Annotated in this window: 21 protein-coding genes; 16 read left to right on the top strand and 5 right to left on the bottom strand. The window is 34.2% G+C overall.

Annotated elements, in window-relative coordinates:
- The first annotated feature begins 1 nt into the window (after nucleotide 1).
- From J2S15_RS12340 to J2S15_RS12330, 3 genes are all read left to right on the top strand, one after another.
- A complete protein-coding gene (locus J2S15_RS12340; protein ID WP_307408752.1) occupies nucleotides 2-1,246 on the top strand; it encodes an MFS transporter in 1,245 nt (414 codons plus the stop codon).
- 17 nt (nucleotides 1,247-1,263) lie between these two features.
- Complete coding sequence (locus J2S15_RS12335) at nucleotides 1,264-2,499, top strand: helix-turn-helix domain-containing protein (protein ID WP_307408750.1); 1,236 nt, start codon at nucleotides 1,264-1,266, stop codon at nucleotides 2,497-2,499.
- A gap of 98 nt (nucleotides 2,500-2,597) precedes the next feature.
- The gene (locus J2S15_RS12330) at nucleotides 2,598-3,869 is read left to right on the top strand and encodes an MFS transporter (RefSeq protein ID WP_307408748.1); all 1,272 of its coding nucleotides are present in this window, start codon (nucleotides 2,598-2,600) and stop codon (nucleotides 3,867-3,869) included.
- Between the two features lie 24 nt (nucleotides 3,870-3,893).
- On the opposite strand, the gene J2S15_RS12325 is transcribed toward J2S15_RS12330, so the two are convergent.
- The gene (locus J2S15_RS12325; protein ID WP_307408747.1) at nucleotides 3,894-4,583 is read right to left on the bottom strand and encodes a 4Fe-4S binding protein; all 690 of its coding nucleotides are present in this window, start codon (nucleotides 4,581-4,583) and stop codon (nucleotides 3,894-3,896) included.
- A gap of 100 nt (nucleotides 4,584-4,683) precedes the next feature.
- Here J2S15_RS12325 and J2S15_RS12320 point away from each other — a divergent pair, with 100 nt between their 5' ends.
- From J2S15_RS12320 to J2S15_RS12305, 4 genes are all read left to right on the top strand, one after another.
- On the top strand, nucleotides 4,684-5,325 hold the full coding sequence (locus tag J2S15_RS12320) for a Crp/Fnr family transcriptional regulator (protein ID WP_307408745.1): 642 nt from the start codon (nucleotides 4,684-4,686) through the stop codon (nucleotides 5,323-5,325).
- Between the two features lie 156 nt (nucleotides 5,326-5,481).
- Nucleotides 5,482-8,271, top strand: a complete 2,790-nt coding sequence (locus J2S15_RS12315; RefSeq protein ID WP_307408743.1) for a cation-translocating P-type ATPase — start codon at nucleotides 5,482-5,484, stop codon at nucleotides 8,269-8,271.
- A gap of 1 nt (nucleotide 8,272) precedes the next feature.
- Entirely contained in the window at nucleotides 8,273-8,923 is a 651-nt protein-coding gene (locus J2S15_RS12310) for a potassium channel family protein (RefSeq protein WP_307408741.1), read from the top strand.
- Nucleotides 8,924-8,932: 9 nt separating this feature from the next.
- Nucleotides 8,933-9,592, top strand: a complete 660-nt coding sequence (locus tag J2S15_RS12305) for a potassium channel family protein (protein WP_307408740.1) — start codon at nucleotides 8,933-8,935, stop codon at nucleotides 9,590-9,592.
- A 14-nt stretch (nucleotides 9,593-9,606) separates the two neighbouring features.
- Here the strand turns inward: J2S15_RS12305 and J2S15_RS12300 are convergent, their stop codons facing one another.
- Entirely contained in the window at nucleotides 9,607-10,599 is a 993-nt protein-coding gene (locus tag J2S15_RS12300; RefSeq protein ID WP_307408738.1) for a lysylphosphatidylglycerol synthase transmembrane domain-containing protein, read from the bottom strand.
- Between the two features lie 213 nt (nucleotides 10,600-10,812).
- On the opposite strand from J2S15_RS12300, the gene J2S15_RS12295 reads away from it, so the two are divergent.
- The 9 genes from J2S15_RS12295 to bcp all read left to right on the top strand — a co-directional run bounded on the left by J2S15_RS12295 (nucleotide 10,813) and on the right by bcp (nucleotide 20,701).
- Nucleotides 10,813-11,346, top strand: coding sequence for a GNAT family N-acetyltransferase (locus J2S15_RS12295; protein ID WP_307408736.1), 534 nt, complete (start codon nucleotides 10,813-10,815; stop codon nucleotides 11,344-11,346).
- A gap of 164 nt (nucleotides 11,347-11,510) precedes the next feature.
- On the top strand, nucleotides 11,511-11,639 hold the full coding sequence (locus tag J2S15_RS12290) for a hypothetical protein (protein ID WP_307408734.1): 129 nt from the start codon (nucleotides 11,511-11,513) through the stop codon (nucleotides 11,637-11,639).
- Nucleotides 11,614-16,425, top strand: a complete 4,812-nt coding sequence (locus J2S15_RS12285; protein WP_307408732.1) for a SpaA isopeptide-forming pilin-related protein — start codon at nucleotides 11,614-11,616, stop codon at nucleotides 16,423-16,425. The genes J2S15_RS12290 and J2S15_RS12285 overlap by 26 nt, the downstream gene beginning before the upstream one ends.
- 96 nt (nucleotides 16,426-16,521) lie before the next feature.
- Nucleotides 16,522-17,448 carry a metal ABC transporter substrate-binding protein gene (locus tag J2S15_RS12280; RefSeq protein WP_307408730.1) on the top strand — a complete coding sequence of 309 codons (927 nt, stop codon included), beginning with the start codon at nucleotides 16,522-16,524 and terminating at the stop codon, nucleotides 17,446-17,448.
- On the top strand, nucleotides 17,393-18,106 hold the full coding sequence (locus J2S15_RS12275; RefSeq protein WP_307408728.1) for a metal ABC transporter ATP-binding protein: 714 nt from the start codon (nucleotides 17,393-17,395) through the stop codon (nucleotides 18,104-18,106). Before J2S15_RS12280 ends, J2S15_RS12275 begins: the two co-directional genes overlap by 56 nt.
- Nucleotides 18,099-18,908, top strand: a complete 810-nt coding sequence (locus J2S15_RS12270) for a metal ABC transporter permease (RefSeq protein WP_307408726.1) — start codon at nucleotides 18,099-18,101, stop codon at nucleotides 18,906-18,908. The genes J2S15_RS12275 and J2S15_RS12270 overlap by 8 nt, the downstream gene beginning before the upstream one ends.
- A 1-nt stretch (nucleotide 18,909) precedes the next feature.
- The gene (locus tag J2S15_RS12265; protein ID WP_307408724.1) at nucleotides 18,910-19,281 is read left to right on the top strand and encodes a Fur family transcriptional regulator; all 372 of its coding nucleotides are present in this window, start codon (nucleotides 18,910-18,912) and stop codon (nucleotides 19,279-19,281) included.
- Nucleotides 19,282-19,375: 94 nt separating this feature from the next.
- Nucleotides 19,376-20,218, top strand: coding sequence for a pirin family protein (locus J2S15_RS12260; RefSeq protein WP_307408722.1), 843 nt, complete (start codon nucleotides 19,376-19,378; stop codon nucleotides 20,216-20,218).
- 12 nt (nucleotides 20,219-20,230) lie between these two features.
- Nucleotides 20,231-20,701, top strand: coding sequence for a thioredoxin-dependent thiol peroxidase (gene bcp / locus J2S15_RS12255; protein WP_307408720.1), 471 nt, complete (start codon nucleotides 20,231-20,233; stop codon nucleotides 20,699-20,701).
- Here bcp and J2S15_RS12250 read toward each other — a convergent pair.
- From J2S15_RS12250 to J2S15_RS12240, 3 genes are all read right to left on the bottom strand, one after another.
- A complete protein-coding gene (locus J2S15_RS12250) occupies nucleotides 20,698-21,393 on the bottom strand; it encodes a flavodoxin family protein (RefSeq protein ID WP_307408718.1) in 696 nt (231 codons plus the stop codon). The two genes, bcp and J2S15_RS12250, sit on opposite strands and share 4 nt — an antisense overlap.
- A 193-nt stretch (nucleotides 21,394-21,586) precedes the next feature.
- Nucleotides 21,587-23,905 (bottom strand): ABC transporter ATP-binding protein/permease, encoded by a 2,319-nt coding sequence (locus tag J2S15_RS12245; protein WP_307408716.1) that lies wholly within the window; start codon nucleotides 23,903-23,905, stop codon nucleotides 21,587-21,589.
- A 226-nt stretch (nucleotides 23,906-24,131) separates the two neighbouring features.
- Nucleotides 24,132-25,058, bottom strand: a complete 927-nt coding sequence (locus J2S15_RS12240) for an alpha/beta hydrolase (protein ID WP_307408714.1) — start codon at nucleotides 25,056-25,058, stop codon at nucleotides 24,132-24,134.
- Nucleotides 25,059-25,090 lie beyond the last annotated feature (32 nt).

Here is a 25,090-nt window from a genome sequence, read left to right as displayed (position 1 = left end):
TATGAAAACAAATTTATGGACAAAGAATTTTATCTATTGTTTCATTGGAACAATCATGTCAGCAATGGGTGGAATTGGATTGAATATAGCGTTATCTGTTTATATCTACCAACAGACTGGATCGACAGCACTGTCTGGTACTTTTGCAGCAGTATCAATGATACCCAATTTTATTTTTCCATTACTAATTGGTCCTTTTATTGATCGCAGACATCCATTAAAAATACTAGTAGCGAATGAAGTGTTTCTAGGTGTTTTTTACTTTATCATCGCATTTGCTACAAATGCACTCCCTTTCAGTTATGTCTTTTACCTTGCACTTACACTTATGATCAGCAGTTTTGGAATTATTTCAGAGCTTGCCTACCAAAGTGTAATTCCCCATATTATGTCGAAAGAGAACTATTCACGAGGAAATGCAATGTTAAATATTATTTATCCAATGGCTCAGGTGGTAGTTACTCCAGTGGCATTGCTATTGTTTAATCGCTTTGGTGTTTCACTGATTTTTTTGTTATATGGAGGATTGTCCTTAATTGATGCTTTTATGGAAAGTCGTATCAGTTTTGATTATATGGTAGATAAAGAAGTGACATCAATAGGTGAGCAAACAAGAATACGTCAGCATATGATTGATATTAAAGAAGGATTTCAATACTTCTTACGTGAACCTGCCATTCGTTCTGTATTTTTGTACTTTGGTATCAGTGGATTGGCGGTAGGAATTACGGTACTGTGGTATCCCTATTTTATGAGCACTCCAGGACTTGGTGATGACAAATATGCTCTTTTGACTTCTATGAATGGAGCGGGTTATGTAGTTGGTGGTTTAATGCATTATTTTATTAAGATTCCCCCCAATCGAAAATTTCAGATAGCAGTAGTGGTGTATCTTGCGTTTTCATTTATTGAAGGAACTTTCTTTTTTGTTCCATTTATTTTTATGGCATTGGGTAGATTTACATTAGGTGTTTTAGGGATGAACAGCGCCAATATACGTGTGAGTGCATTACAAGCCTATGTACCAAATAACTTACGTGCCAAAACTAATGCATTATTTAGTGTATTACAATCATTATCAATTATGGTTGGACAAATAAGCGTTGGATGGCTTGGTGAGTTTCTTCCATATTGGTTGATTTCAATTATTCTTCAGGTATTTGGAGTAATTGCAGTATTTGTTTTTATTTTACCAAAACGAAATAAAGTAAAAGAGTTTTATAATTATTCATATGAAGACAATTAGTCAGGAAGGAGCTATGTATGAGTTTTTTATCCCACTTAATTCGAATTGAGCGAACAAAACAGAATATGAGTCAGGAAGCGTTAGCTGAAGGGATTTGTGCACCTTCTTATCTTTCAAAGATAGAAAATGGGAAAACCCAGTCCAGTGATGAAATTTATCGTCTTTTATTTGATCGTCTTGATATTCATTATATTGATGATGAAAAGAATTTGAAGAAAGTAAAAGAAACAATTCAGGAATTTTATCATAACTATGCATTTTTAATTCTTCCAGATGCAAAAGAGTTGTTAGAACTGTCAGCATATCTAAAGCGTTATTACTATTCTCCTTTTATCATTGATGTTATCATTATTCGTTGTCTAATTGCTCATCGTCTTGGAAATAAAAAAGAAGATGAGGATTTGAAACAACTGATTGTTTTTGAAACAACGATGGATGTTGAACAGCGATATTGGTACTATATAGCTCTTGCAACATACGATCGTTCAATGAGCGGAATTGATTTACTGCATCGTATTGAATTTCAAAAAGAGGATGGAGTAGTTGATATGCTGCTTTGTAATCGTTATCTGTTTTTAGGAGAGCAGCGTAAATCACATACCTATGCACAACAGGCATTTATTCAGGCAGCTAAACAGGGAAATGTTCGTCTGATGGCAGAGGCAAAGTTTATTGATGCATTTGCATATGAACAAGAAAATGATATGGTGCAGATGGAAAAGGAATTGAAGGTTGTAGAGAATCTGAATTATTGGATCAAAGACCCAATATATGATTATTCAATTTCCTATAATATTGGTGCTTCCTATATTCATCGTAATCAGCAAGAAAAAGCAAAAGAGTATTTGAATAAAGCATATGAAATATATTTAAAGTATGGTGTTGCTCTTGAAGGAAATCCATTTTACCTATATCAGAAACTGATTCTGGTAGAACTGGAAGAACATAACGTTGATAAAGCAAAAGCATATTATGATGAAATGAATCCTTTATTAAAACAAGAGTATCGTAATAATCTAAAAGAAGAACTTGCTTTCATTGATTACCTGCTACATCATCCTGACTATCAGCAAGATGATCAGTACATTACTTTATTGAAAGCATGTTATACGAAAGCCAAGAATAATAATACATATGGCTTTATGGTGTTTTATGCAATGTATCTAATAAAGGCGTATCAAAGAAGAAGGAAATATAAGGAAGCATCTAACATAATGAAGGAACTATCTTTCTCAGATTTTGATATTGAATAGTACTTAACTGGTTTATTTTGGGAAAACTTTCCCAATACAGGCCAGTTTTTTATTGCTTAGTTAAGTGGTATGATTTATTAGTGAGAAGGAGAACGTGTATGAAAAGCAAATTATGGACAAAAAACTATACCTTATGTTTCATTGGAACCATTCTTTCAGCACTTGGAGGAATCGGACTTAATGTTGCAATGTCAGTGTTAGTTTTTAAAGAAACCCAATCAACTGCACTTTCAGGAATGTTTGCAGCCATCTCAATGATTCCAAACTTTGTGTTGCCAGTTTTTATGGGTTCGTTTATTGATCGTAGACATCCATTGAAAGTTTTGGTATGCAATGAAGTAGCACTTGGGGCATTCTTTATGATTGTTTCATTCTTAGTTACGCAATTACCATTTAACTATTTGTTTTATTTAGTTATTACCCTTTGTATAAGTACCTTTGGTGTGATATCAGAATTGGCTTACCAGAGTGTAACTCCACATATTATGGATCGAAAGATGTATCCTAAAGGGAATGCTGCATTAAGCACAATTTATCCAATGGCGCAAATTGTAATGACTCCAATTGCTTTATTTTTATTTAATCAATTTGGCGTAGCCTTAATCTTTTTGTTTTATGGATTTACTTGCTGGTTAGATGCGTCACTGGAAAGTCGAATTAGGTTTGAATATGAGTTGCCAGAAAAGGTAAAAGAGAATCGGGTAAAACAACACATAAGTGATATTAAAGATGGTTTTTTCTATTTAAAGGATCATAAAGCAATCAGTTCCGTGTTTATCTATTTTTTTGTAACGATGATGGTATATGGATTAAACGTTTTATATTATCCTTATTTTACGCAGACAGCTGGATTTGGGGATGCAAATTATTCGTTGTTATTATCAATTAATGGACTTGGATATCTGCTTGGTGGATTCTTTCACTATTTTGTGCAGATTCCTCACAATCGACGATTTCAGGTAACAGTAATTGTTTATTTAATCTTTAATCTTTTGGAAGGAACTTTCTTTGCAATGCCACTAATCATTATGTTTGCGACAAAGTTACTGTTAGGAATGCTGGGGATGAATACTGCCAATATTCGAACAAGTGCCTTGCAGGCATACGTACCTAATAAGATGCGTGCAAAAGTCAATGCAATGTACAGTGTAATGGTTTCTATTGGTACCATTATTGGACAGGCGCTGGCAGGCTGGATGGCAGAATTTATGCCGTATATACAAGTAAGTCTGATTTTGGGTGGACTTGGTATGATTGCAGTAATTGTATTTATTATGCCACCAAAGAACAAGGTAAAAGAATTCTTAAACTTCAACTATACAGAGGATGTGAAAGAGGTTGTAGTGGAAGAGGCAACACAAGCAATATAAAAAGATATGCGTTTCGCATATCTTTTACTCTAAAATTTTTCCATCTGTAGAAATCGTTACTACTTGCCAGGGAATGAATTTTCCACTTTCCTGAAGTGCACGTTTCGCAGCATTTTCAATTCCACCACAGCAGGGAACTTCCATTCGTACAATTGTAACGCTCTTGATATTGTTGTTAGTAATAATCTGATACAGTTTTTCACTATAATTACCTTCATCAAGTTTTGGGCAACCAATTAATGTGATATGGTTATGAATAAAATCCTGGTGGAAGTTTGCATAAGCATAAGCGCTGCAGTCTGCTGCTATCAATAGGTTTGCATTTTCAAAATAAGGCGCATTTACAGGAGCTAGTTTGATTTGTACTGGCCACTGACGTAGTTCACTTTCATTTTGAACTGTGGCAGTTGACTTTGATGAAACACTTCTTTCTCCATTGAACTGTATGGATGGACACTGGTGTACTTGTGGCTCTTTGCTTTGCAGATGTTGTTGTACAGCAACTTCATCATAAGGTAATGTTTCTTTTTCAATAAAAGTGATAGCACCAGTAGGGCATGATGGTAAACAATCTCCTAATCCATCACAATAGTCTTCTCTTATTAGTTTGGCTTTTCCATTCACCATTGCAATTGCCCCTTCATGGCAGGCCACTGCACATAGTGAACATCCATTACATTTATCTTCATCTATTTGAATAATTTGTCTTTTCATAAACGATCCTTTCAGTCAGTGATATTCTTGACTTTCTAAGGTTAGTTTACTATATTAAAATTATAAAGTATGTTGTTTTTCCAACAAAAGGGGGAATATTATGAATAAATTATTTACCATGTTATATAGTCATCCCTTATTTAAGGGAATGAAAGAAGCCGAAATCGGAGATATTTTAAGTAAATTAAAAAAACAGCGATACGAGGATGAGCAAATCATTTACTCAATTGGTGAAATTCAGTTTTCCATTGGTTTCATCTTATCGGGTACTGTCACTATTAATAAAATTGATTATTGGGGAAATCGTTCTATTATCGCAAAACTTACCCAGGGAGAAATTTTTGCGGAAGCTTTTGTGTTTTCTAATGTGGAAGAGTTACCAGTAAATATTGTGGCACATAAAGATAGCGAAGTATTATTTATTCCTTATGCACAGTTTGTGTTCTTTAGTGTGAAGTATCCACAACTGATGCAGAATATGCTATATATACTTGCGACGAAAAATCATTATCTTACTAAGAAAATTGATGTCATATCAAAACGTAAAACACGTGAAAAAGTATTGGCTTATTTATCACAAGAGGCTGAGAAACAAAGAACTTATACATTTGACATTCCTTTGAATCGCAACGAACTTGCGGATTATTTGTCAGTTGATCGTAGTGCGTTATCTAATGAATTAAGCAGAATGCAGGAAGAAGGAATTATCCAATATCATAAGAATACATTTACTCTATTATAATTGTTTCATTCATTTAAATTGACCTTATTTAAATTAAGTTTATATTAATGATATAGGGAAAAAGGGTTATTAACAGATTCTTAACAATCCCCGTGATTAGACTGTGCTATTATCTATAGGTCTTAAGAAATAGATAATTGTCTAGGTGAGGTAATTATGGAAGAAAGTAGAGAAAAGATTTACAAGTTACAACCAGAAGGGTTGTACAAAGAATTAAAGTCGGATGCTAATGGTTTAGCATCAAGTGAGGTTGAAGAGAGACGTCACACATATGGGAAAAATGAGATTCGCGAAGCGAAACAAAAACCATTGTTGCAAGTATTTCTTGGAAACTTTATCAGCCTTATGGCACTTTTGCTATGGGTTGGTGGAGGAATTGCAATCTTCGCTGATATGCCGGAATTAGGAATTGCCATTTGGTTAGTAAATGTAATCAATGGAGTATTTAGTTTCTGGCAAGAATTTCAGGCAGGAAAAGCAACTGACGCACTAAAGAAAATGTTGCCATCGTATGCAAGAGTTGTTCGTGATGGAGCAGAACAGCAAATTCTAGCTGAAGAGTTATTACCTGGTGATATCATGTTGATTGAAGAAGGTGATCGTATCTCAGCAGATGCCAGATTACTGGATACAACAGATTTACAGGTAAATCAAAGTTCATTAACTGGAGAATCAAATCCGGTTCATAAAGTACATCAGGCAATATTAAAAGATGATTTAACTAGATTTGAAGTTCCTAACTTAATCTTTGCTGGTACTACAGTAACAAGTGGTAGTGCAAGAGCAATAGTTACAGCAATTGGAATGGAAAGCGAGTTTGGTAAGATTGCCAACTTAACGCAAAATATGAAAGAAGAAAAAAGTCCACTTCAAAAAGAATTGGATTTACTAACAAAACAAATCTCATTAATTGCTTTGAGTATCGGAATCTTCTTCTTTCTGGCTGCAGTGTTCTTTGTTCATGATCCATTAGCGCAATCATTTATCTTTGCGTTAGGAATGATTGTTGCATTTATTCCGGAAGGATTATTACCAACAGTTACATTGTCACTAGCAATGGCTGTGCAAAGAATGGCAAAGGAACATGCATTAGTAAAGAAATTATCAGCAGTTGAAACCTTAGGTTCTACTTCAGTTATATGTAGTGATAAAACTGGTACGCTAACGCAAAATGAAATGACCGTTAGTAATGTCTGGTTAGCTACCAAAGAATTTGAAGTTACAGGACTTGGATATTCAAGTGAAGGTAATATTAAATATAAAGATGAAGTCGTTCGTGCAGTAGATAACAGTGACTTGAAGTTATTGCTAAATGGAGCAAGTTTGTGTAGTAATGCACGTATTGTTCCACCAAACGAAGAAAATGATCGATACACTGTCTTAGGTGACCCTACCGAAGCATGTCTTGGCGTAGCAGCGCAAAAAGCAGGAATTGATTTAGATGAATTAATGAAGGAACAACCAAGAGTTAGAGAGTTACCTTTTGATTCAACTAGAAAACGTATGACAACTGTTCATCAGTTAGAACAAGAATTTGATCATTCAAAACGAATCGCCTATATCAAAGGTGCACCAAAAGAGGTAATGGAGTTATCTACTCACATTATGGTCAATGGTGAAAAACAGGAAATGAATGATGAATATCGTCAACAAATTATGGATGCAAATGATGGGTATGCACGTAATGGACTTAGAGTATTAGCAATTGCTTATCGTCCAATTACGAAGGATGGAGATATTCCAACAGCATTAAGTGCTTATACACCAGAAATCATTGAACAGGATTTAGTTCTTGTCGGATTGATTGTTATGGCTGACCCTCCTCGTCCAGAAGTTGCGGATGCCGTTGAGCTTTGTCACAAAGCAAGTATTCGTATTGTTATGATTACTGGTGACTATGGATTAACTGCAGAAAGTATCGCTAAACGTATTGGAATTGTAAAGGGTGAACACCCTCGTATCGTTAGTGGTAATGAATTAGAAAAAATTAGTGATGATGAATTAAAAGAAGCACTAAGAGATGAAGTAATCTTCGCTCGTGTTGCTCCTGAACAAAAATATCGTGTCGTAAGTGCATTACAGGAAATGGGTGAAACTGTTGCGGTTACTGGTGATGGAGTAAATGACTCACCAGCGCTTAAGAAAGCTGATATTGGGGTTGCAATGGGAATCACAGGAACCGATGTTGCAAAAGAAGCTGCAGATATGATTCTTACGGATGATAACTTTGCATCAATTGTAAAAGCAGTAGAAGAAGGTAGAGCAGTATACGCCAACCTTCAACGATTCTTATTATATATTTTAAATAGTAATATGGCAGAAGCAGTACCATCTGCAGCATTCTTATTCTCAGGTGGATTAGTGGCATTACCATTAACGGTTATGCAAATTCTTGCAATTGACCTTGGTACTGATATGTTACCAGCGCTTGGACTAGGAACTGAACTTCCAGAAGAAGGAATTATGGATCAGCCGCCTCGTTCAAGAAATAGTCGATTATTAAATAAGAAGTTAATCTTAAAAGCCTTCTTATGGTATGGTATGATTGCAGCTGTTATTTCTATGGGTGGTTACTTCTTTGTGAACATCTTAAATGGATGGCCAAATGTACCACTTGCAAGTGAAGGTCTGGTATATCGTCAGGCAACAACCATGACATTGTCTGCAATTGTATTCTGTCAGGTTGGTGCAGTTCTGAACTGTCGTACCAATACTCAATCGATATTTAAAGTAGGAATCTTCAGTAATAAAAAAGTAATCTTTGGTATTGTATTTGAAATCTTGTTATTGGCAGCACTTATGTATATACCGTTCCTACAAGGTGTATTCAACACAGCACCTCTTGGAATTAAAGAATGGATAATCTTATTTATCATTCCAATTCCAGTTGTTGCGTTAGAAGAATTTAGAAAATCTAGATTAAGAAAAAAGAAAGAGGTGAAGTAGAATGAATATAGTCATTGTTGGTGGTGGACGTATGGGGTCTGGTTTATTACGCCAGTTACTTCAGGAAGGTCACAAAGTTACATTAATTGATACGAATGAAAATGTACTAAGTAAACTACAAAAAGATTATGATTTTACAGCTGTCAAAGGAATTGGATTTGACAAAGATGTCCTTGAAAAAGCAAACATCAAACTTGCAGATGCAATGGTCAGTTGTACAAACAGTGATGAAACAAATGCATTGATTGCAAGAATTTCAAAGAATATTTATCGTGTACCAAGAGTTATTGCTCGTCTGTTTGATCCAGATAAAGCAAAGATTTATAGTGCCCTTGGAATTGAAACGATTTCAACTACATCATGGGGAATTCACCGTGCCAGTGAACTGATTAATTATAGCGAACTGGATCCAATTCTTACGATTGGAAATAATGATGTGGAACTTGTGAAAGTGGAAGTACCAGCATTACTTGTTGGTCGTACCGTTGATCAAGTTCGGATGATTGGTGAAATCTCAGTTGTGGCAATCTATCGTGATTCAAAATCATTTATACCTACCAGTGGAACGGTTTTCCAAAATGGAGACTTATTGTACATCAGTGTACTAACAACCTCTATCAAACGTTTAAAAACACTGTTAGGAATGGAATAGGAGGTAAACATGAAAGTTTTAATTATTGGTGGTGGACAAGTTGGTTCTTATGTTGCAAACATTCTGGCAAAGCATGAATGTGAAATAAGAGTTATTGAATACCGTGAAGAAATTTTAAAAAAGTTAAGACAAGAATTTACCTCAGATATTATTATTGAAGGTGATGGTAGTGATCCGCTTGTGTTAGAACAAGCAGGAATTGCTACAGCCGATGTTGTAGTTGCGGTTACAGGTGCTGATGAGGTAAACTTAGTAACTTCAACCATCGCTAAATATGAATATGGAATTGATCGAGTAATTGCCAGAGTAAATCATCCAAAGAATGAATGGTTATTTACACTGGAAATGGGAGTGGATGTTAAAGTAAATCAGGCAGAATTATTGGCAAGATTAGTTGTTGATGAAATTGATTTAAAAAACATTCTGACATTAATGAAGTTAAACCGTGGAGAATATTCAATTATTCAAATGAATGTAGCTGGTGGTGCTAAAGCCGATGGAGCGATGATTAAAGATTTGGATATTCCAGAAAAGTTTACGTTTATTGCCATTACACGTAATAAACAAGTGCTGATTCCAAAAGGAGATATTCAGTTATTAGCTGGCGATCATATCCTTGCATTATCAGATGATGATAGCCAAAAGGTAATTCAAAAATTATTAGGATAAGAGAAAAGAAGATGTCATGCGACATCTTCTTCTTTTTTTCTATATCTTATTTTGAATGCGAGGAATACGGCTCCTCCGATAATTACATGTATATAATAAGTTGCTAATCGCCAGATAATCATAATTGCTGGTGCATAGGAAGAACTGAACATACTTGAGAAAATCAAGATAAACATCGTTTCTGTAAATCCGGTATCCCCAGGTAATGGGGTTAATGCATTTAGCATATGAACAAATGATGATATTGCTAATACATGCATAAAATCAATAAAGTCAAATTTGAATCCAAATGCCATTGCGATAAAGAATGGAACGGCATAGAAGATAGTCATACGTATAATATTTAATGGAATACCTACAAAGAATAAGGATTTATCTCCTTTCATCTTTACAATCTGTTCTGAGAAATAATCCAGATTCAGTTTCCATTTCTTAAAGGTAACTTCTTCATCTTTTACTATTCTTATTTTATGTAACAGGAATACAATTCCTTTGGTTAGTTTTATAAACAATTTAGGAAACTTGGACATCATCCATAAAGCAACAATTACAAAACTGTTGATAGCCAAACCAGCCAATACAAAGATGAAATATCCTCCCAAGGTTTCCAGTGCAAACGGTAAGTTAAATATAATTAGCAGCGCTGCATAGGTGATTACAACGATCTGAAACATAAAGAAGTCAGTCCATAAGATACTTGCAATATTTCCAAAATCAATACCCATTTTACGAAATACGTAACTTTGTGCTACCTGTCCACCACCAAGTGGAGTTACACCGTTAAAGAACGCTGCTACATAGGCATTTTCAATCCCATCGCGTAAACGTATCTCTGGTTTATATTTCTTCGCTACATACGTTAAAATGGCTCCCTGTATGCTATAGTATAGAATTCCAAGGGCACAAACAAAAAGTACCACATAGATTGGAAGTCTTTGAATATTCTCAATTACTTGTTCATAGTCATCTTTTAAAGCAAACCAAAGTCCAAATGCAACTAAGGCCATTAATAAAAGGAAATTTAGTATATTTTTTCTGATAACAATACCCTCCCCAGAATATAATTAAAAAATTAAATTCCTGAATTCCTTACGTCAAATTTACTCTAACTATATTGCATTATACCACGTAATTATGATAAACATATGTGAAAATGATGAAATCGTGTGTTAGAGAAATAAAATTAAGAATATTGTGATATCATGTATACGAGGTGAAGTATGAGCAGTGAGATTATTATTAGAAGTTTAAGCGTAAATGATATACAACCACTTCTGGATTTTGAAATTAGGAATAGAGCGTATCTAGATGAAACCTCACCTGATAAACCTGAAGAGTTTTATACTATTGCCGGACAGGAACTTCGAATCGAAAGGGTACTAGTTAGCAAGATGCACGACTTAGGATATTCCTATGGCGTGTTTAAGGGGAAAGAACTAATTGGAACAGTGGACTTGTTTCAAGTAGAAAGAGGTGCAATACAAAGCGCCTGGTTGGGATACTGCATTGACTACAAATATCAAGGTTGTGGTTATGCAACCGAAGCTGTAAAGAGAATGATTGATTTTGCCTTCTATGATTTACGATTGCATCGTGTAGAAGCAAGTGCTATGCCAAGAAATGAAGCATCGATTCGAGTGCTTGAAAAGGCTGGATTTCATCGTGAAGGACTATCACAGAAGAACGTGAAAATCCAAGGAGAATGGGAAGATCATTACTTATATGCAGTTATCAATACAGATCCAGAAATATAGAGCGAAAGCTCTATTTTTTCTTGTGCACTTTAATAGCCTTTCTAGTATATGGGTGGTATCATGTGGTCAAATGATAATAGGAGTAATAGTTTGGTGAGATAGGACAACCCAAAATATTGTATTGTCAGGTATAGAATATCGACTAGATAGGAAAGGGATATATTATGAGAAAGAATTTTTTTAAGTCGTTTTTAATTGCATTTGTAAGTGTGATGGTATTTGTACAACCAATTATGGCAATGAGTACAACGAACACTGATTCAGAGGATGGATGCAGTACAAGAAACAAGTGACGATAAGTCAAAGAAAAGTGAAGAAACTGAGCAAGAAGAACAAACAACTACTGAAAGTGAAGAAGCTACTACTTCTAGTGAAGCAAAGAGTGATGCTGTAGTACAACCCTTTGCCGTGGTTGATGGTAATGAAGAACTGGATATTAAGACAATATTACAGTCCTTAATTGATAATGGTACATTGCCTGCTGATGCAGCTACTTCTATTTTAGATAGTTTTACATTAACATTTTATAAAGATGGTACCCAGCCACCTGAAGAAACAACAACACCAGAGTTAGGTGATACTTTCAACATGAAATTATTCTTAAGTTTACCACCGGAACTGTTAGCGGTGATGGTGGGTGGAGAATACTATGATTTTCAGTTACCAAATGAATTAAAGGTTACAGAACCACAAGTGATTGAATTAAAAGATGGTGAAACTGTCTATGGTACGATTACGATTAATCCTGATGGAACTGCTCGAATAGAATTCAACGAAAACATAACAAGTGTTGTTGAAGTAACCGACGCAGGTGGAGAAATCTATGGTGTCCTAGACCAAGGAGATATGGATAATCCTGGTGGCAATGAAATTAAGATACCAGGAGAAGATAGTGTTCCTGGAGTACCAATTGAAGTAAAACCAAAAGTTGATTCTTCAATTTCAAAAAATGGGGTATTTGATCGAGTAAAAAATCCAAATAATATTACTTGGACAATTGAAGCAAATAAAGATATGGAATCATTAACTGATGTAACATTAGACGACACTCTTAGTGCAAATATTATATTACCTGCAACTAATATTGAAGTAGAAACATTTGAAGTTGATTTTGATGGAAATCCAATTCCAGGTACTGAGAAAGAATTAATGCTTGGACAAGACTATACAATTGAATCTGATGGAACTGATGATGGTCATTTGATAATTAAGCTAGTTTCCTTAAATCAACCAGTTCGTGTTATTTATGACACTGAAATTGATCGTAGTTCAATTACAAGTAGTGGTGGAACTTTAAACTTTAATAATGAAGTCACTCTAAATTCAAATGAAGTAAGTGATTTAAATGCAAGTGCTACATTAACTGGAGATTATGAAAAACGTTTAGGTAAAAATTCAATTGGATATGATCCAAGTACACAAACAGTCACTTGGGAAATCAAATATAATTTTGATGAAGCAACTTTAGATAATGGATATACATTAACAGACAAGATTCCTCAAGGAATGTCAGTTGATTGGGATAGTATCCTTGTAAGATCGGTTTCTATTAATGATGATGGAACATTGACATATGGTGATGCACTAAAAAAAGGAACTGATTATACAGTCTTAGATAATGGTGATGGAACATTTACAATAGCAAGTACAGATCCGTTAAATACGGCATTAAGTATTCAATATACAACAAAAGTAACAGGAATATTAGATGATGATTCAAACTTTAAAAATGAAGTGAGCGATGGAGATGGGAATACAGCAGGTGGAAATCATACAGTTGAGCAACAAAATGTTATTAAACGAGCAATTGGTTATGACTTATCAAACAACACAGTAACATGGCAAATTGAAGTAAATAATCTAAAAGAAACAATGACAGATTGGTCACTAACTGATACATTTACCAATATTACAGGTGAAATGATTCCAGAATCATTAACGATGCTAGATCGTGATACTGGTAAAAATCTTACTGGAAATTTATATCCTGACCAAAGCGGTGACTTTGTATATGAAAACAGTTATAATAATGGATTTGCTATTCAACTAATAAATAACTATAAAACAACAAATCACTCATTCTTAATTACGGTTACGGTTAAATATGATGGTACAAGTGATGGTACACAAATTGAAAATACTGCAAATGTTCACTGGACTGATCAAGATGGTAAAGAGCATGACAGTAGTGATAAAGCAGTTGTAACACCAACTGATGAAGAATTCAATAATGGTGGAAAAGGTGGTAGTTATAATGCTACAGATAAAACAATTACTTGGTCTATCGTAATTAACTATACAAGTACAGGATTAGAAAATGCATTTATTTTTGATCCAATCTACACACCACAAAATTGGGTACACGGATCTTTGAAAATTTATCATTATACAGTAGAATCAAATGGTGCTGTTACAAAAGGTGATGAATTGAGCGAAGAAGAAATGGCAGAATTTATTATCATTGAACCATTCTTAGAGAATGGAGAAGTATTGTATATAGAAATACCTGATGGTGATGAAAATGCTTTATACTATTTTGAGTATCAAACAAGTTTAGATGGTGAATTAATTGGAAGTAAAACATATGAAAATAGTGCGTTATTCCACAATGACTTAACAACTGATAACACATTAAGTGCAGAAGTATCGGTTGCTCATGGTGGTGAATACGTTGGAAAGCAAGGAGTTAAAAATGGTGATGGTTCTGTAAGTTGGGATATTACTGTAAATCCTAGTCAAAGTAAATTGGAAGATGTTGTTATAAAAGATATTCCAAGTGACAGTCAGCTAATTGATATTGACTCGGTGAAAGTATATCCAACTGTGGTTGATGCAAGTGGAAGTATTACTCTAGATACAAATGCAAGTCCATTAGTATTAGACCAAGATTATCGAGTTGACTATTATCAGAATGATGATGGTAATTGGGAAATGGATATTTATTTCATTAACGATTATCAACAAATCAATGAACCATATATTATTAACTATGGCGTAACAGTATTGACAGACCAACAACCAGGAACAAATGTAACATTAACGAATAATGTAAAAATCCTTTATAATTCAGTTGAAGAAGGTGACCAAAACACAGATTCAGATATAACTGTATCAGTAGGTGGAGGTTCTGGATGGATTGTTGCAACACAAGGATCTATCAGTTTTGAAAAAGTGGATGCACTAACTGATGAAAAACTGGAAGGTGCAGTATTTGAACTTTACTACTTACACAACAATACTAGACAGTTGATTGGAACAAGGGTTACAACTGATGAAAATGGATTGATTGAATTTAATAGATTACCACGCGGTGATTATGAACTTGTAGAAGTATCTGCACCAGAAGGATATAGTTTATTAAGTCCAAATCCATATGAATTTACATTGGATGAAAATAACACTGGTACAACAATTGAAATAGCAAATGAACCAAGTGCGGTTACTATCTATAAACAAGATAGTACAAATAATCAACCATTAACAAATGCAGTGTTTACCTTATATAAAGAAACAACTGCTGGCAATTATGAAGAAGTGGATGATTATACAACAGACACGACTGGTGCAATTACGATTAATAAATTAGAGGAAGGAAATTACTACTTCCTTGAAACAACAGCACCAGCGGGTTATAAACCAGATACAACTACAAAGTATGAGTTTACAATCACAAGAGACTCAAGTACTGGTGCATTAGTTACTAGTGAAATATCAAATACAAGTGATGGTGTGATTTATAATGAACCAATTGTTGTTCATTTCTATAAATATGATGAAAGTGGATTGCATGGATTACCAAATGCTGAGTTTACTTTAGAAAAATATAATGACATAACTCAGGATTGGGATGCTATTCGCGAAAATGAAACAATCAAAAGTGATGCAAATGGTGAAGTTGAAATTGTTGGGTTAGCAATTGGCAGATATCGTATAAGTGAAACAAAAGCTCCACTTGGTTATGCAAAAGAACCGGGCTATGAAGAGTTTGTAATCAACGATACAAATGCTAGACAAGAAATGATTCCAATTGATAATCTAGTTAATTATCCTTCACAATTTGAATTAACAAAAATGGATTCAGAAAATAATCAAGTATTAGCAGGAGCAGAGTTTGAATTGTGGTGGGAAAATCCAACCACAAATGAAATGGAACTGGTTCCTGAACATGAAGATGAAGTATTTACTACTGACAGTAATGGAAAATTGGCATTGGGTGGATTAGAACTTGGTGTGCAATATTACTTGATTGAAGTAAAAGCACCATCAGGATATAGTGTTAATCCAGAGCCAATATCAATTGTTTCAAACAGTGAAGATATTGCTGATATGATTCATTATGATTTCTATAATGATCCAGGAATAGTTGTACTACAAAAGGAAAGTGAAGATGGTGATGTATTGTCAGATGCTACCTTTGATTTAGAAAAATATGATGAAACGAATAACAGTTGGACATTGGTTGATACAAAAGAAACTGATGACAATGGAGTGATTACAATTGAAAGATTAGCAGAAGGTGACTATCGTTTTATTGAAAAAGAAGCGCCTAATGGATATCTGTTAGATTCAACTCCAATTACCTTTAGCATTGAAGCAGATGAAAATGGTAAGATTGAACAAGTATCATTAACTGCTGTAGATAAAATGAATGAAGTAAATCTTATGAAACAAAATTCAGATGGTAAAGCATTAGCGAATGCGAAGTTTATTTTAGAAGCACAATTAGATGATGGAACTTGGATCAAAGCATATGATGGTCAACAGTTTGTAAGTGATGAAGATGGAACTATTCAATTAACAGGAGTTCCTGCTGGAGACTACCGCTTCATCGAAGTGGAAGCTCCAAAAGGATATCAGTTAAGTGATACACCAATCGAATTTAGTATTACTAGAACTGATAAAGAGAATGTAATAATTGATCCAGTCATCAATTATAAGAAGAGTGAAACTCCTCCACCAAGTGATGGAGGAACAGATACAGGAGATACTACAAACATAAGTCTATTTATAGGATTAGCAGTACTCTCTGTAATCACAGTAATTGGCTTAAGAAGAAGGTCAGCAAGAGAAGATCATTAAGATCTTCTTTTGTTTTGGGATAGTGTCATCCTTGCGAATACAAAAATTTTATGTTATTATGTTTTGCGAATGGTTTGCAAAACAAGGAGAAGGAATATGAAAAAAATTATCGTTTTTGCCATGGCACTTATGCTGGTGGCTTGTTCAAATAGTAGTGATAGCAGTAAAGCATCTGATGATAAGGTATCGATTGTAACAACCTCATTTATTGGGTATGATATTGCAACACAGGTTGCAGGGGATAAAGCGACTGTAGATAATATTCTTCCATGGGGAAGTGAACTACATGACTTTGAACCAACCGCAAAGAATATGACTGCAGTAAATGAAGCAGATTTGTTTATTTACTTAAGTGTAGATCTAGAATCATGGGTAGAAAGCAGCTCAGAAAATGACAATGCCTTAAATCTATCAAAGAGTTACACGTTAGAAGAACACGAGCATGAAGATGAAGAAGTGGAAGAAGATGAACATGATCATGCAAGTTTGCACTTCTGGAGTGATCCTACAACGTATATACAGTTAATTGAAGCAACGGAGGAACGTTTAACATCAATAGATCCAGATAATAAAGAATACTATGAAGAAAGAGCAGAAGCTTATATTGATGAGATAGAAGCTTTACATGAAGAGTTTAATGAATATACACATTCATTAACTGATCCAACAATTTATTTCTCAGGACATAGTGCGATGGATGCATTTGCAGAACGTTATCATCTAACGATTACATCACTTTCTGATGAATATCGTCCAGATGCTGATTTAACAGCGCAACAGATAGAAACCCTGACAAATGAAATTGAATCCAGTGGAAGTCATTATCTGTTTACCGAAGAATTAGTAGAACCAAGAGTAGCGAAACAAATACAATCATCTTTGAAAGAAAAGAATTATGAACTGACAATTCTTGAATTGCACAGTTACCATAATATTTCAAAAGAACAAAGTGAGGAAGGGATTACGTATGCAGACTTATTACGACAAAACATCGACAACATCAAACAAGCCTTGGGTAATTAAGGTTGAAGATGTAGCTGTAACCTTTGGAGATTATAATGCTCTAAAGAATATTTCGTTTACTTTAGACCAAGGAGAATACTTGTATATCGTAGGTCCAAATGGAAGTGGGAAAACCACACTGATTCGCTTACTTACAGGTTTACAGAATCCAACGACTGGAGTTTATAAAATTGAGAATGCTAGTGTTGGTTACTTACCACAAAAACTAAACAGTAAAAAAGCATTTCCAATTACGGTAGAAGAAGTAATTTACAGTGGATTAAAAAAGCAAAAGTTTGTGATTGAAAAAGAAGCACAAGGAAAAATAAATACTTGGTTAGAAAAGATGCAGATTGCTCACCTTATGAATAAACCAATTGGGGTATTATCGGGTGGACAGCAACAGCGGGTATTCTTAATTCGTGCATTAATCAGTGAACCAGAAGTTCTGATTCTAGATGAACCAACAAGTGCACTAGATCCAAAGTTTCGTAATTACTTTAATCATTTTATTGATGAATTGCACAAACAAGGAACTACTATTATCTATGTAACTCATGATTTGCATGATGTGAATCAACCAGAGAAAAAAGTAATGTTTATAGATCAGGAAATAAAATTCTATGGAAGTATCAGTGAATATCACAACTTCATAAAGGAAGGTGAAATTCATGTTTAATATTTTTAGCCAGACGTTTATGATGAATGCTTTGATTTTGGGAATGGCACTGGCAATTGCAGCAGCATTCTTAAGTCCATTTTTAATTCTAAATAATCAGGCAATGATTGCGGATGGGATGTCACATGTTGCATTCACAGGTATTATTCTGGGATTCTTAGTAGGTGATCAACCACTCTACTTTGCGATTCCATTTGTAGTATTGGCATCCTTTGTGGTTACTGCATTAAGTGATAAAGCAGATTTAAATAATGATGCTGCGATTAGTGTAGTATCTTCCTTCTCATTAGCGATAGGTCTTATTATTGCGACACTGGGAAGTGGATTCAATCGTTCAATTGAATCATTATTAGTTGGTAGTATCTTAACCGTTACCACAACTGAAGTTATCTTTGCAGTGGCATTGGTAGTTGTGGTAATTGCCTTTGTATTTCTAAATTATCGTTCATTAGTATCAATGACCTTTGATTTAGATTTTGCGAAGTTTTCTAAAATTAAAACTAAAGTATTACGTTATAGTTTAAGTGCAGTTACTGCACTATTTGTAGTAATCGGAGTACGTACAGTAGGTACCTTATTAATATCTGCATTCACAGTATTTCCTGCGTTAATATCATCACAAGTAAGTGTAAGTTTTAAAAAGACCCTTACGGTTGGTGTGATCGTATCGATTGTGACGATTTTCTTTGGAATTGTTGCATCTTATCATTTGGGATATCCAACAGGATCAACAATCGTTGTATTGTTTACAATTATTTTAGCACTGGCTTATATTGTGAAGCTGGTGTTGAGGAGGAATTAAAATGAGACTTACCAAACATCGTAAAGAGATATTAAATCTTTTTGAAAAAGACAATGATAATTTATGGAGTGCAGAAAGCATCTATCAGGAACTGAAAGATAAGAATATTGATTTATCTACAATTTATCGTACATTAGATGTATTCTTTAAAGACGGTCTTGTCAGTAAAAGTATGATTGATAATACGGCTCATTATTATTTGAATGGTAAGGAACATCATCACTATATGATATGTACTTCTTGTCATCGTAAATTTAAAATTAAATGTCAGTTTGAAGGTATTATTCAAAATGTACAAAATCAAAATAATTTTAGAGCAACCCATCATGATATTACAATTTATGGGCACTGTGCTAAATGTGATAAAGTTTAAACTTCCAATCGGAAGTTTTTTCTTTGAGCGTAATAATTGCAACACTTTCTATTCAACGCTATCATTAAAGAGGTTAAGGAAAGAGGTTGTCAATATGAGTAAACGTAAGATTAGAAAATTAGTACAAGGGAAACGAGCAATTGATGGGGCAGGAGTACATCTGGTAAGAGTATTAGGTTACTACGATGTAAGAGACTTTGATCCATTTCTAATGTTAGATTCTTTTGATTCAAAGAATTCTGCAGATTATATTAAAGGATTTCCAATGCATCCACATCGTGGAATTGAAACCTTTACCTATCTTATTAAGGGTGAAATTGAACACCAGGATAGTCTAGGAAATAAAGGAACGATTCATGGTGGTGAAAGTCAGTGGATGAGTGCAGGAAGTGGGATTCTTCACCAAGAGATGCCACAACCAAGTGAACATTTGTTAGGACTACAGTTATGGATCAACTTACCAAAGAGTGATAAGATGTCGAATCCAACCTATATGGATATCACGGACAAGGATATTGCGACTGTGGAAGAGGATGGAGCAGTTGTACACGTGGTATCTGGAAAGTATAAAGATTATCATGGTGTAGAACCAAAACATGTAGATGCTTATATTTATGATATTGAATTATCAGCAGGAAAGAGTATTACGTTGGATACAAGAAAAGAAGATAATGTATTTATCTTCACAATTGTAAATGGTGTAGTTGTGGATGGTGATGCTATTCCAGAGAAAACAGCAGTATTGTTTGGTGAAGGTGAGAGTATAGAAGTAACGGCAAAAGAAGATGCAAGATTCTTATTCTTTGCAGGTAAACCACTACAGGAGCCAATTGTATGGGGTGGACCAATTGTTACCAATACGCAAGAAGAGTTGGAACGAGCATTTGATGAATTAGATAATGGAACGTTTATTAAACATAACGCAGTAGAAAACTAGGAGGAATGAAAGATGATTGAAGTAGGACAAAAAGCACCAGAATTTAATTTACCTGATAAAGATGGAAAGATGCATGCATTAAAAGACTTTAAAGGAAAGAAGGTAGTATTATACTTTTACCCTAAAGATAATACACCTGGATGTACTAAACAAGCTTGTGCATTTCGTGATAACATGAATCGATTCAATGATAAGAATGTTGTTATTATTGGAATCAGTAAAGATTCACCTAAGTCACATCAGAAGTTTGCAGATCAATTTGATTTAAATTATTTAATTTTATCTGATGAAGATTTACAAGCAATTGAAGCATATGGTGTTTGGGTTGAAAAGAATATGTATGGTAAAAAGTATATGGGAGTTAGTCGTTCAACCTTTGTGATTGATGAACAGGGTATTGTAGAGAAAGTATATAAGAAAGCAAGTCCAGATAAAAATGCTGGAGATATTATCGATTATTTAGAAAGTGATGAAAGCCATTAAGTTTGGCTTTTTTTCTTTTTGATCCATCCATGCTTTTCCCACCACTCAACATCAACAGGATTATACCCTAATCCACGTTGAATGTTTTGGTTCATAAAAAATATGAGTCTACCCTTAAGATTAAATCTCACATTACCAGACAGCTTATTAATTTTACTTGCCAGTTTATCCGTTTTTATATCTATCTTATTTCTTATTTTACCACTTACATCATCCCAGGATGCTGCAGCAACAGTAAAGGGTAACTGATAGATTTGACCTACTGCCCACCATCGAAATTGAGTAGCAATCTGTTTAGTTACAGTCTTTGCACCCATACTAGCGGTTGTTGAAACCGCAACAGCTATTTTCTTTTTCATTTCTCCATCAGGACGATGGCTCATCCATCGATATGCTAAGTGATCAAAGAAGGCTTTCAGCTGACCACTCATGCCCATTACATAGTTGGGAGAATCCATAATAATTACATCAGCATTTTCTAAAGCTGTAATGATTGGATTTAGTTGTTTGCGATGTGGACAGAGATGTTCATCTTTAAAGATACACTGAAAGCATCCTACACAATAGGAAATATCATTAACCGTAAATTCACTAATATCTTCTTTACTGCAGTTTAATTTACTTACTAATGTATGAGTTAAATGGTAGGTACTACCATGATGTGTTTGTCCGTGAATGATTGTTACTTTCATATTGATTATACCTTTCTTAATTAGGCTAACGTTCGATAGCCTAATTGTAAATCCATTTCAGTAATAAGTCAATATGTGAATCCAACTTATTAACACATAGTTTATGCAAATATAAAGTTGAACTTTATATTTGCATAAAAAAGATAAGACTCATTAAGAACCTTATCTTTTCGTTTATTTATTTGTTGTAATACTATTCACTTCTTAATGCTTCTACTGGATCTTTCTTAGCAGCAAGTTTTGCTGGGATAAATCCACCAATCAATGTAAGAATCATACTGATTGCAATCAAGATAAGTGCATGAATTGGATTCAGTTGTGCTACATTTGCAAGACCTGACATACTTTCGATAATTGAGTTTGCAGGAATTGTAAGTAGCTGAGCAATACCAATACCAATTAATCCAGAACACAATCCAATGATAAATGTTTCTGCATTGAATACGCGGGTAATATCTTTCTTTCTCGCTCCAAGAGCACGTAAGATACCAATTTCTTTTGTTCTTTCTAGTACTGAGATATAAGTAATAATACCAATCATAATTGAAGATACAACTAATGAGATTGCTGAGAAGGCAATTAATACAATTGTAATTGCACTCATAATATCACCTGATAGGGATGAAATCATTGCAGCCATATCTGTATATTGAACGGTGTCATCAGCATCTTTACCCTCGTTATAAGCATCTAAATATTCAACTACTTTATCTTTAGAATCAAAATCTCTTGGGTAAACATATACTGCTACAGGAGTTGACTGCGCACCTAGGTAACCCATCATTGTTTCTTTTGTATTTGTACTACCTTCAGCAGTATCAAATGGTTGTCCACTAAGAACATTGTAGTCTTTTCCTTCTTGAGCCTTAACGATTGCCGAGTTTTCGTTCTTGCTGATGATTTCATCAACAATAGCACTTGTGTAAGCAAGTCCACTACCATTTGTGATCATTTCCTTATCTTCCTTACCACGAATGATTGCCTGAACTTTTAAAGTGATTGTATTGTCACTGTTATACATTACTTCATAGTTATTGTTCATCATGAAGTAATCACCAACTTGTGTATAGTAGTCATCATTTAATACTACTTTTACTTCTTTGTTCATAATATCTTCAAATGAAATCTTTTCATCACCTTCAACATCAAATCCAAGTTGTTTTAATGCTGCAGAAGATACTTGGTTACTGCTATCTACCTGTAATACAATTCCAGGTTTTGTTTCATCTACTTCACCTGCTAATGTATCGTATAGTTTATTTACGATTCCATTATCTGTACTGTCTTCTGGTGGGGTAGGCAGTAATGTCCATTGGTCAAATTGACTAGAAAAGTCAATTTGGCTATATCCATTTTTCTCACTGTGAGTCACAATGTTCATTACTGTTGTTTTTTGATAGGCAATTCCAGCTACATACTTTTGATCTAACTTTTCAATATACTCAATATAATCATCTGTAATCTTATTTGTATGCATCATTGATTCCATCATATCTTCCTGTACGATGACATCTTTTGCAGTCGGATATTTTTCATTATCACTGCTGCCACTCATTGATGACATTGTGTCTGAATCTAACTGCATTGCCTGTTGAGAAATTGTAATTGGCATCTGTGACAATGAATCTTGTTCAAATGCATCAATCTGCATTTGGAATCCATTTGATAATGCAAGAATTAAGGCAATACCAATAATCCCAATACTTGAAGCGAATGAAGTAAGAATCGTTCTTCCTTTTTTCGTTCTAATGTTATTAAATGATAATTTAAGTGCTGTTAGATAACTCATTGCTGTTTTACGAATATTGAAGTTTGTTTTATCATCTTCATTATCCTTAATTGGATTTGAGTCATCTACTACATTACCGTCTTTTAAGTTAATAATACGATTTGCATAAGTATCTGCTAACTCAGGGTTATGTGTAACCATAATAACTAATTTATCTTTTGCAATCTCTTGAATCAATTCCATGATTTGAACACTAGTTTCACTATCCAATGCTCCAGTAGGTTCATCGGCTAAGATGATATCTGGATCATTTGCTAATGCACGAGCAATTGCAACACGTTGCATCTGACCACCAGATAATTGACTAGGTTTTTTATGAGCATGCTCTTTTAACCCAACTCTTTCTAATACTTCTAGTGCTTTGGCTTTTCTTGTTGAAGAACCAACACCACTTAAAGTCATACCCATTTCAATGTTAGCCAGCACTGAAATATGAGAAATTAAATTATAACTTTGGAATACAAATCCAATACAGTTATTACGATAAGCATCCCAATCCTTATCTTTAAAGTTTTTTGTACTCTTATTATTAATAATTAAATCTCCACTATCGTATCGATCTAATCCACCAACAATATTTAACATTGTTGTTTTTCCACTACCACTTTGACCAAGAATTGCTACGAATTCATTTTTACGAAATGATAATGAAACTGATTTTAATGCATCTTGTACAAAGTCCCCAGTTTTATAACTTTTCCTGATCTTCTCTAGTTTTAACATATACTTTCTCCTCCATTACAATTGATACTATATAACGTATAATATCATATGTCAAGTATTATTTGTCTTAATGTGTTAATACAAACGATTATACCCCTATTTTGTATAGAATACAATTAGTTTTTTTGACTTCTCTATTATATAAATTTGAAGAATTTATACTAGTTAATTTCGCCAAGTGGTAATTTTCTTTCGGTAAGAGGACAAAAAAAGCCACGTTAAGTGGCTATAGGTACTTCTTTACAAATGTGTCAATGGTAGTCCAGTACGTTTCGCTATCTACTAAGTGAGATTGTCCATGTCCAGCACCTTTAATGACTAGTTTTTCTTTTGGTGCTGAACAAGCTTCATATACTTCATCCAACATTGAGAAGGGTACAAAGGTATCCGCATCGCCATGAATGAACAGAGTAGGTGTTTTTGATTTCACTACCTGATCAATAGGACCATCCTTTAGATTGTATCCAGCACGAATTCCAGTTACTACATTTGCAGCATCCATAAATGGAGTTGCAGGTAGTGAGAAGAGTGAATCTAATTGGTAGGAGAAGATATCCCAAGTACTGGTATATCCACAATCTTCAATTGCCAGTTTCACATTGTCCGGAAGTTCTTCACCCGTTGTATTCATAACGGTAGCAGCACCCATACTTACTCCATATAGAATAATATTGTAGTCTTTGTTTTCTTCCAGCAGACTATCAATCCAGGCAACGATATCAAGACGATCATCCCAACCCATTCCAATGTAATCACCTTCGGATTGACCATGGCCTCGTAAATCGGGAACTAATACGTTGTATCCCATATTATAGAAATGATCTGCACTGATTCCCATCTGTAAGGCTTCTCCCATATATCCATGTACAGCGATTACATAAGTATCACTGTCCTGGTTAAAGTCATAGGCATGTAGTTTTAAATCATCATTTGTAATAGTACGATCTTTGTATTCGGTATCAGTAAAGAAGTTATCTTCCACTTCAAAGCTTTCTTCGTTCTCTGTATCTTCATTATTAAACACCATACTTTTGTCAGTATCTGGATTTAATGCAAGGTCATAAAAATAGTTACCAATAAACCCAAGTCCAACGATACAGACAATCAAAAGTGAAACAATAACGCCAATAATAATTTTTGTTCTTTTTTTCATAATATTTTTCTCCAACAATTAGTAGTATAACA

Origin of the sequence: Breznakia pachnodae (genome assembly GCF_030814225.1) — a bacterium.
Lineage (GTDB): Bacteria > Bacillota_I > Bacilli_A > Erysipelotrichales > Erysipelotrichaceae > Breznakia > Breznakia pachnodae.
The sequence above is the reverse complement of the archived record's forward strand: the minus strand, read 5'-3'. Positions and strand labels throughout refer to the sequence as shown.

Coding starts and splice junctions, on each gene's coding strand:
- J2S15_RS12290 (WP_307408734.1), top strand. CDS start 11,511: ATGAGAAAGAATTTTTTTAAGTCGTTTTTAATTGCATTTGTAAGTGTG.
- J2S15_RS12240 (WP_307408714.1), bottom strand. CDS start 25,058: ATGAAAAAAAGAACAAAAATTATTATTGGCGTTATTGTTTCACTTTTG.
- J2S15_RS12320 (WP_307408745.1), top strand. CDS start 4,684: ATGAATAAATTATTTACCATGTTATATAGTCATCCCTTATTTAAGGGA.
- J2S15_RS12275 (WP_307408728.1), top strand. CDS start 17,393: ATGCAGACTTATTACGACAAAACATCGACAACATCAAACAAGCCTTGG.
- J2S15_RS12340 (WP_307408752.1), top strand. CDS start 2: ATGAAAACAAATTTATGGACAAAGAATTTTATCTATTGTTTCATTGGA.
- J2S15_RS12310 (WP_307408741.1), top strand. CDS start 8,273: ATGAATATAGTCATTGTTGGTGGTGGACGTATGGGGTCTGGTTTATTA.
- bcp (WP_307408720.1), top strand. CDS start 20,231: ATGATTGAAGTAGGACAAAAAGCACCAGAATTTAATTTACCTGATAAA.
- J2S15_RS12305 (WP_307408740.1), top strand. CDS start 8,933: ATGAAAGTTTTAATTATTGGTGGTGGACAAGTTGGTTCTTATGTTGCA.
- J2S15_RS12285 (WP_307408732.1), top strand. CDS start 11,614: ATGGATGCAGTACAAGAAACAAGTGACGATAAGTCAAAGAAAAGTGAA.
- J2S15_RS12265 (WP_307408724.1), top strand. CDS start 18,910: ATGAGACTTACCAAACATCGTAAAGAGATATTAAATCTTTTTGAAAAA.
- J2S15_RS12245 (WP_307408716.1), bottom strand. CDS start 23,905: ATGTTAAAACTAGAGAAGATCAGGAAAAGTTATAAAACTGGGGACTTT.
- J2S15_RS12250 (WP_307408718.1), bottom strand. CDS start 21,393: ATGAAAGTAACAATCATTCACGGACAAACACATCATGGTAGTACCTAC.
- J2S15_RS12260 (WP_307408722.1), top strand. CDS start 19,376: ATGAGTAAACGTAAGATTAGAAAATTAGTACAAGGGAAACGAGCAATT.
- J2S15_RS12325 (WP_307408747.1), bottom strand. CDS start 4,583: ATGAAAAGACAAATTATTCAAATAGATGAAGATAAATGTAATGGATGT.
- J2S15_RS12295 (WP_307408736.1), top strand. CDS start 10,813: ATGAGCAGTGAGATTATTATTAGAAGTTTAAGCGTAAATGATATACAA.
- J2S15_RS12335 (WP_307408750.1), top strand. CDS start 1,264: ATGAGTTTTTTATCCCACTTAATTCGAATTGAGCGAACAAAACAGAAT.
- J2S15_RS12330 (WP_307408748.1), top strand. CDS start 2,598: ATGAAAAGCAAATTATGGACAAAAAACTATACCTTATGTTTCATTGGA.
- J2S15_RS12300 (WP_307408738.1), bottom strand. CDS start 10,599: ATGGCCTTAGTTGCATTTGGACTTTGGTTTGCTTTAAAAGATGACTAT.
- J2S15_RS12315 (WP_307408743.1), top strand. CDS start 5,482: ATGGAAGAAAGTAGAGAAAAGATTTACAAGTTACAACCAGAAGGGTTG.
- J2S15_RS12270 (WP_307408726.1), top strand. CDS start 18,099: ATGTTTAATATTTTTAGCCAGACGTTTATGATGAATGCTTTGATTTTG.
- J2S15_RS12280 (WP_307408730.1), top strand. CDS start 16,522: ATGAAAAAAATTATCGTTTTTGCCATGGCACTTATGCTGGTGGCTTGT.